The following is a 7,947-nucleotide window of genomic DNA, read 5'->3' on the forward strand; positions in this document are numbered from 1 at the left end:
GACTCGGGACGATTCGTAATCCCCAACAGTCGCGCTTTATAGGCAGCAGAAAGACCCGTTCGGCGCTGATTTTCCATCGCTAGGGCCGCCAGAGTATCCGCAGTTTCCCCCGACTGACTGATACCGATCGCCAGAGTATAGGGGCGCAACGGGGCCGGTGCATAGCGATATTCTGAGGCATAGTTGACCGAGGTGGGAATTCCCGCCAACTGTTCTAGGAGGTATTTCCCGACTAACCCGGCGTGCCAACTGGTGCCACAGGCGAGGATTTCAATCTGTTGCAAATCGGTGTACAGTTCGGGATTAATGCCCAAATTAATCGGGGGGACTTGATTATCTCCCGGTCGCCACTCCCGGTTAAAATAGGCTTCCAAACAAGTGCGGACCACTGCCGGTTGTTCGTAGATCTCCTTATGCATGAAGTGGCGGAATCCTTGTTTTTCCACCAAAACCGGGTTGAGGTTGAGGAGTCGGGGGGTTTTTTTGAGGCGATCGCCTGCAAAGTTATAAACCTCCACCCCTAACGGCGTCAACCGTGCCATTTCTTCATTTTCCAAAGACAAGACAGCGCGGGTATAGGGAGCGATCGCCGGAGTATCCGAGGCACAGAAAAATTCCCCCTGTCCAAATCCCACCACTAAAGGGGCCTGCTGTCGAGCCACAATCAGTTCATCGGGGTAGTCGGCACAAATTACGGCGATCGCAAATGCCCCTTCTAATTTATTTACCGCCTTTCGCACCGCCTCAAAAAACTGGGAAATTAACGGCATATAACCCGGTGCATCCACCATCGGTTCCGTCATCAAATCCGCAATTAAATGGGGGATGACCTCCGTATCCGTATCGGACCGAAATTCATGACCTCTACCCTTGAGTTCCTCGCGCAACTCCCGATAATTTTCAATAATCCCATTTTGAACCACCGCCACTTTTCCGTGGGTGTCTGTATGGGGATGAGCGTTGTATTCCTCCGGTTTACCGTGAGTCGCCCAGCGAGTATGTCCGATACCGATTTGAGCGGGATTGTCGATGCCTTGGATTTTTTCTCGCAGGTTGTGCAGCTTACCTTTTGCCCGGACACAATTGAGTTTTCCCTCCCAAATTGTGGCCACTCCTGCTGAATCGTAACCGCGATATTCTAGTTTTTCCAATCCGGCGAGTAAAATATCTTTCGCCGCTTGAGTGCCAATATAGCCAACAATTCCGCACATTTATCCGTTAACTCCTCTTGATACGGTGCAATGGATAGAATTTTAGTTTTTCCGTGCTGTTACTGCTATAATTACATCCCTTTATAGTTTCCTAACGTGCAACTACCTCTCAAGTGGCGATCGCCCGGTATGAGCAGAAATCGACAGTGCGATCGGAGGATGAAAATAACCCCTACAGCAAGTTGATAGTCTCTTCCCCTGCCCAGTCTGTGATTCCGGAAATGAGTTCCCCGGTGCACCTGAACGCGAAAAAAGAGGGGCGCAAGGCTCCCTCTTTCTATTTAAACTCTAAATGATTTAAAAGCACCCTTGAACCAAAAGGGCCTTCAAATCATCCAACTCTAGTAAGCCAGACCCATACTGCGAGTCGTTTCAGCGCCGAGATAGACTCGGATGCTCAAAAAGTCTGTCGGACAGGCAGTTTCGCAACGCTTGCAACCTACACAGTCTTCAGTCCGGGGAGAAGAGGCAATCTGGGCAGCCTTACAGCCATCCCAGGGGACCATCTCCAGAACGTCTAAGGGACAAGCCCGAACGCATTGTGTACAACCGATGCAGGTGTCATAGATTTTTACGGCATGAGACATGGATTATAAGCTCCCAACGTGTTCTCAACAAATTTTTGGATCTGGTAATAGCCGCTTTAACCGCTAGAGTAAGCGTTAAAGCTGTCGAAATCTTGGCTTAGTTTATCGTAGTCCTACCTACTCCTCTCAGAAAAGGAGCGAGAACTTAAAAGATCGTAATATATTGCCCGGTCCTTTTACTAGAGGGATCCGGTGGCGATCGCCCTTAACCCGTTTCCAGCCCGCCTATCTTCATCATTTTGTAACAAATCTTTACCAATTCCCGGGGACCTATCTTCAATGGCGCTCAATCAATTCCCCCGTTCGTAGTAACGACTTCAGTCGTTTCCGATGTTCGTAGTAACGACTTCAGTCGTTTCTACAAACATCGGATAAGTTTTAAAGTCCCAATTTTTCTAAGACGGGGCGAGTGGAGACTACATGACGATCTAATCCTAGTGCTTTGGGGGGGATGCCTACGGCTAAGGCGACTAATTGCGGTAGATGGAGGACCGGGAGATCTAACTTATGACCCATGAATTTAGCCACTTCTGGTTGCCGGGAGTCTAAATTCAGGTGACAGAGGGGACAGGGAGTGACTAAACAATCGGCACCGGCGGCGATCGCCTCATCCAAATGAGTCCCCGCCATTTGAAACGCTTGGTCTGTGGCATAGCTGGATAGGGGCCAACCACAGCATTGGGTGCGTCCTGGATAATAGACTGGAGTGGCTCCTACGGTCCGAAATATATTTTCCATCGATTCCGGTTGGTAGGGGTCATCATAAGGGATTGTTTTTTGAGCGCGCAGTAGATAGCAGCCATAGAATGCCGCACATTTGAGTCCACTGAGCTTGCGTGTCACTCGTTTTTGGAGTTCATCGAGTCCATAGTCCGTGACTAAGGCCCATAATAGATGTTTGACTTCCGTGGTGCCTTGGTAGGGAGCACAATTTTGTTTTTGGAGTAACCCATTAATCTGGTTGAGATAAGCGGGGTCCGAGGTTTGGAACTCTTTGAGACGCTCATCCACATGACCAATGACCCCTTGACAAGTGCTGCAATGGGTGAGTAGGGGGAGATTGAGTTGTTCAGCGAGGGCAATATTGCGGGCGTTGACGGTATCTTCTAGGAGGCGGGAATCTTCTTTGAAGGTGCCGGAACCACAGCAGGAGGCTTTTTTGAGTTCCAGCAGTTCAATGCCGAGGGCTTTGGTTAAGGCGGCAGTGGATTGATAGAGTTCGCCGCAGGCTCCTTGAGCAACACAGCCGGGAAAGTAGGCGTATTTGAGGGTAACTGATGGCATGGCAGTGGCACAGTTGAGAGGACGGTAGGAGGCGATCGCCCGAGTCGGTCAAGGCGATCGCTTCTTCTATTATTATTATGATGTTGCGTGGGGCGCTGCACTACCCTTTCTTAATTGCAGCTTAATTTTAGAAGCGGCTAGAGCCTGACTAGACCCGGGCATTGGTCCCTTACAACAGTAGGGTTTTTATGTTCAGGGGAATTGGCCTCACATTTAAGAACACCTCCGGTCCCCGGACCTTGGCAAGGTCCGGGGACCGGAGGTACTCTGTATGCGTAAAAACCCTCCTATTTTAAGGGCATTGGTCCTGGGTCCGTGGTTGTTGTTGATAGGTCCTGGGTCATTGGTCCGTAGTCGGTGAGTATTCAACAATCCAAACGACAAATGACAAATGACAAATGACGAATGACAAAGGAAAGAAAAGCCGAAGAAATCCCGTGTGGGTGATGCATCTTTCAGATAAGATGGGAAAATGGCCTTCTGCCAGTCATCGGGCATAGGAGTTTTAGAAACGACTAAGGGCCAGACCGACAAAACAGGGCAGGGACAATCGCAGGTTAGAACGGCCCCACCCCAGCCCAAATTTGTAATGATTTGCTGCATTCTAAAGAGGACATCCCCATGAGTCAAGAAGACATTTTTTCCCAAGTCAAGAAAATTGTTACGGAGCAACTGGAAGTCGAAGGTGATCAAGTCACATCATCCGCCAGCTTTGCCGAAGATCTCGGCGCTGATTCCCTGGATACAGTGGAACTGGTGATGGCATTAGAAGAAGCGTTTGAGATTGAAATTCCTGACGAAGCAGCAGAAAAAATCACCACCGTCCAAGAGGCAGTGAACTACATCGAGAGCCAAGTTGCAGCAAAAGCATAAAGCAGACTGCTTTCACCTGGATTCTGCGTGTTTGGTGTGGCAGCAAGAGATACAGCAATCATGACCAGCTTAGAAAGAAAACGAGTTGTTGTTACGGGTCTCGGTGCGGTTACGCCGATCGGCAATACCTTACAGGAATATTGGTACGGGTTGTTGAGCGGACGTAATGGCATTGGTCCTATTACCCTATTCGATGCGTCGAGTCATTCCTGCCGGATTGCCGGTGAAGTGAAAGGATTTGACCCCCATGACTACTTGGAAAAAAAAGAAGCCAAGCGCATGGATCGATTTGCTCAGTTTGCGATCGCCGCGAGTAAGCAAGCGATCGCCGACGCCAGCTTCGAGATTAATGAACTCAACGCCGAGCAGGTGGGTATCGTCATCGGCAATGGCATCGGTGGCATGAAGGTAATGGAAGATCAGCAAACGATCTACCTCAATCGCGGTCCGGACCGATGCAGTCCATTCATGGTCCCGATGATGATCGCCAACATGGCGGCAGGTTTGACTGCCATTCATACCGGAGCCAAGGGACCCAATTCTTGTGTAGTGACGGCTTGTGCAGCGGGTTCCAATGCCGTGGGAGATGCCTTTCGCCTCATCCAAGGCGGATATGCTCAAGCAATGATTTGTGGGGGAACAGAAGCGGCAGTGACACCGCTATCCGTTGCCGGGTTTGCAGCAGCGCGGGCAGTTTCCACCCGGAATGATGATCCGCTTCATGCCTGCCGTCCTTTTGATCGCGATCGCGATGGATTTGTCATGGGCGAAGGAGCGGGCATTTTACTCCTCGAAGAACTGGAGCACGCTCTGGCACGAGGGGCAAAAATCTATGCCGAAATGGTAGGCTATGCCATGACCTGTGATGCCTATCACATGACCTCCCCCGTCCCCGGTGGTGCAGGGGCCACGCGAGCGATGTTACTCGCGATGAAAGATGCCGGACTCTCACCGGAACAGGTGAGCTACATCAATGCTCACGGCACCAGTACCGCCGCCAACGATAAGACTGAAACCAACGCGATTAAAAACGCTTTGGGAGACCATGCTTACAAGGTGGCAGTCAGCTCTACAAAGTCAATGACCGGACATTTGCTAGGAGGTTCTGGCGGCATTGAAGCCGTGGCAACAGTTATGGCACTCGCCAATGACAAAGTGCCACCGACAATTAACCTGGAGAATCCAGATCCGGAGTGTGACCTGGATTATGTGCCTCATCATAGCCGGGACTGCCCGGTGAATGTGGCCCTCTCCAATTCCTTCGGGTTTGGGGGACATAACGTCACCCTAGCCTTTAAAAAGTACCAATAAAGGGTAAGGTGGCAAGGTTGCCGGATGAAGTTTGTTTTCAAGTTTTACCTTAACGGTTAAGCCAACAGATCACGGGTTTCATTCTCGATGCTCGCTCCTTGTCACTTGACCCTTGCCCATCGATCCGGGTGATGGAATCATGGAATTAGCCGTTTGAGGCGATCGCGAGGGGTAGACTTTCGCTGATCACCCCAAATCGCCCTATATTACCAGACCCACCTTAGACAAAAGACCTTCATTTACACAAAAGAAACTATGGCCGTATCTGCTCCAACCAAACAATCACTAGAAGAACTCTGCATTAACAGCATCCGCTTCCTGGCGATCGATGCAGTAGAAAAAGCCAACTCCGGTCACCCCGGTTTACCAATGGGTGCAGCGCCAATGGCGTTCGTCCTTTGGGATAAATTCATGCGGTTCAACCCCAAAAACCCCAAGTGGTTCAACCGCGATCGCTTTGTCCTCTCCGCTGGACATGGCTGTATGCTCCAGTACGCCCTACTTTATCTCACCGGCTACAGAGGCTTAGAATTAGAGGACCTCAAACAATTCCGCCAGTGGGAATCCAAAACCCCCGGTCACCCCGAAAACTTCCAAACTGAAGGCGTCGAAGTCACCACCGGACCCCTCGGCCAAGGAATTGCCAATGCCGTCGGTTTGGCTGTAGCTGAAGCCCACCTCGCCGCCAAATTTAACAAACCCGACCTCAAAATCGTTGACCATTACACCTACGTCATCGTGGGCGATGGCTGCAACATGGAAGGGATTTCCGGCGAAGCCTGCTCTTTAGCCGGTCACTGGGGACTTGGTAAACTGATCGCCTTCTACGACGACAACCACATCTCCATTGATGGTTCCACCGACATCTCCTTTACCGAAGATGTCAGCAAGCGCTTTGAATCCTATAACTGGCACGTCCTCCACGTCGAAAACGGTAATACCGACCTAGATGCCATTGCCAAGGCGATCGCCGAAGCCAAAAAAGTCACAGACAAACCCACCTTAATCAAAGTCACCACCACCATCGGCTTCGGTTCTCCCAACAAAGCCAACAGCCATGATGTCCACGGTGCGGCCCTCGGTGCTTCCGAAGTGAAAGCCACCCGCGAGAACCTCGGCTGGAACTATGGTCCCTTTGAAGTGCCCGAAGATGCCCTCAGCCACTTCCGCAAGGCTGTCGATCGCGGTGCCAAATATGAAGAAGAATGGAACAGCCTCTGGACTCGCTACAAAGCCGAGTATTCCGAAGAAGCTGCCGTCTTAGAACGGATGATGAGTGGCAAACTCCCCGATGGCTGGGACAAATCCCTCCCCACCTTCAAACCCGGTGAGAAAGCTGATGCCACCCGCAACCAATCCGGTGCCTGCTTGAATGCGATCGCCGGAGTCCTCCCCGACCTAATCGGCGGTTCCGCTGACTTAGCCCCCTCCAACAAAACCTTACTGAAATCATCCAAAGATTTCCAAAAAGGTGCCTACGAAAACCGTAACGTCCGTTTCGGCGTCCGCGAACATGGCATGGGTGCCATCTGCAACGGCATCGCCCTACATGGTTCCGGTTTAATCTCCTACGGTGCCACCTTCTTGGTGTTTACCGACTATATGCGCGGTGCCATCCGTCTGTCCGCCCTCTCTCAAGCTGGGGTAATCTGGGTCATGACCCACGACTCCATTGCCTTGGGTGAAGACGGCCCGACTCACCAACCCATCGAGCATATCCCCTCTCTGCGCGCAATTCCCGACCTGATCGTGCTGCGTCCAGCCGATGGAAACGAAACCTCCGGTGCCTACAAAGTCGCCGTGGAAAAAGCCAAAGGCATTGGTGCAGATCATCCCTATCCCTCCCTATTGGCCCTGTCTCGCCAAAACCTGCCGAACCTGGAAGGAACCTCCATTGAAGCCGTTGCTAAAGGCGGTTACATCCTTTCCGATAGCGAAGGCACTCCGGAGATCATCTTGATCGGAACCGGCGGCGAACTCTACCTCTGCGCGGAAGCGGCTGAAAAGCTCCGTGGACAAGGGAAGAAAGTCCGGGTCGTCTCCATGCCCAGCTGCGAACTGTTCGACGATCAAGACGAAGCCTATCGCGAATCCGTACTACCCAAAGCAGTCAAGAAACGGCTGGTGGTAGAAGCCGGTTCTAGCTATGGCTGGCACCGTTACTTCGGCGACCAAGGTTCCTCGATCAGTGTCGATCGCTTCGGTGCTTCCTCTCCCGGTGAGGTCGCTTTGGAACGGTTTGGATATACAGCAGATAATATTGCTGCCAAAGCATCTGCGCTTTAAGTATAGTATATATACAATAAGCTCAGGTAGAGTGTCGTTACCTCGAATGACACCCTAACCGAAAATAAAAAGGCTCTCTAATTTTAGGGAGCCTTTTTATTATTATTAGGTCTTTCAAACCTGAATTGCGTTTTAGAAACCGGGTTTTTTAACAATCCGGTCAGTTGAGATTACAAAAGGTGCACAGTGCTCGCCGTGGACCCGTCGGCTTCAGCAAACAAATGAGGCAGCATTAAACAAGAGACTACCGCATTATTTGAACCGTACCACGTCTAAAGCCGGGGGATTCCTGCCTACCCCAAAGGGCGACAGCGGGACATTCAAGTATCCCTCTAGACCATCAAAACAACTATCCCTAAAAGAAAAGAGATGATGCAATTTGGCTTACTTCTTTA

The 7,947-nt window shown here is 51.0% G+C and carries 6 protein-coding genes; 3 read left to right on the plus strand and 3 right to left on the minus strand.

What is annotated here, in order from left to right; translation table 11 throughout:
* The 3 genes from glmS to J0895_RS09290 all read right to left on the minus strand — a co-directional run.
* The coding region (gene glmS / locus J0895_RS09280) for a glutamine--fructose-6-phosphate transaminase (isomerizing) (RefSeq protein WP_207087823.1) at window positions 1-1,211 on the minus strand (1,211 nt) is incomplete at its 3' end.
* 341 nt (window positions 1,212-1,552) lie between these two features.
* On the minus strand, window positions 1,553-1,798 hold the full coding sequence (gene psaC, locus J0895_RS09285) for a photosystem I iron-sulfur center protein PsaC (protein WP_207087824.1): 246 nt from the start codon (window positions 1,796-1,798) through the stop codon (window positions 1,553-1,555).
* 378 nt (window positions 1,799-2,176) lie between these two features.
* Window positions 2,177-3,082 carry a CoB--CoM heterodisulfide reductase iron-sulfur subunit B family protein gene (locus J0895_RS09290; RefSeq protein WP_207087825.1) on the minus strand — a complete coding sequence of 302 codons (906 nt, stop codon included), beginning with the start codon at window positions 3,080-3,082 and terminating at the stop codon, window positions 2,177-2,179.
* Window positions 3,083-3,703: 621 nt separating this feature from the next.
* Between J0895_RS09290 and acpP the strand changes: the two genes are divergently transcribed.
* The 3 genes from acpP (at window position 3,704) to tkt (ending at window position 7,552) form a co-directional block, all read left to right on the plus strand.
* Complete coding sequence (acpP, locus tag J0895_RS09295) at window positions 3,704-3,955, plus strand: acyl carrier protein (protein WP_207087826.1); 252 nt, start codon at window positions 3,704-3,706, stop codon at window positions 3,953-3,955.
* A 60-nt stretch (window positions 3,956-4,015) separates the two neighbouring features.
* Complete coding sequence (fabF, locus tag J0895_RS09300) at window positions 4,016-5,266, plus strand: beta-ketoacyl-ACP synthase II (protein ID WP_207087827.1); 1,251 nt, start codon at window positions 4,016-4,018, stop codon at window positions 5,264-5,266.
* Window positions 5,267-5,521: 255 nt separating this feature from the next.
* Window positions 5,522-7,552: a transketolase gene (gene tkt / locus J0895_RS09305; protein ID WP_207087828.1), complete on the plus strand. Its 2,031-nt coding sequence runs from the start codon at window positions 5,522-5,524 to the stop codon at window positions 7,550-7,552.
* The last annotated feature ends 395 nt before the right edge of the window (window positions 7,553-7,947 follow it).

The sequence above is a fragment of the Phormidium pseudopriestleyi FRX01 genome, assembly GCF_017313335.1.
Taxonomy (GTDB): Bacteria; Cyanobacteriota; Cyanobacteriia; order Cyanobacteriales; family Laspinemataceae; genus Laspinema; species Laspinema pseudopriestleyi.

What these genes read in the sequence shown, in the direction of transcription:
- psaC (WP_207087824.1), bottom strand. Translation starts at nt 1,798, where the DNA reads ATGTCTCATGCCGTAAAAATCTATGACACCTGCATCGGTTGTACACAA.
- J0895_RS09290 (WP_207087825.1), bottom strand. Translation starts at nt 3,082, where the DNA reads ATGCCATCAGTTACCCTCAAATACGCCTACTTTCCCGGCTGTGTTGCT.
- acpP (WP_207087826.1), top strand. Translation starts at nt 3,704, where the DNA reads ATGAGTCAAGAAGACATTTTTTCCCAAGTCAAGAAAATTGTTACGGAG.
- fabF (WP_207087827.1), top strand. Translation starts at nt 4,016, where the DNA reads ATGACCAGCTTAGAAAGAAAACGAGTTGTTGTTACGGGTCTCGGTGCG.
- tkt (WP_207087828.1), top strand. Translation starts at nt 5,522, where the DNA reads ATGGCCGTATCTGCTCCAACCAAACAATCACTAGAAGAACTCTGCATT.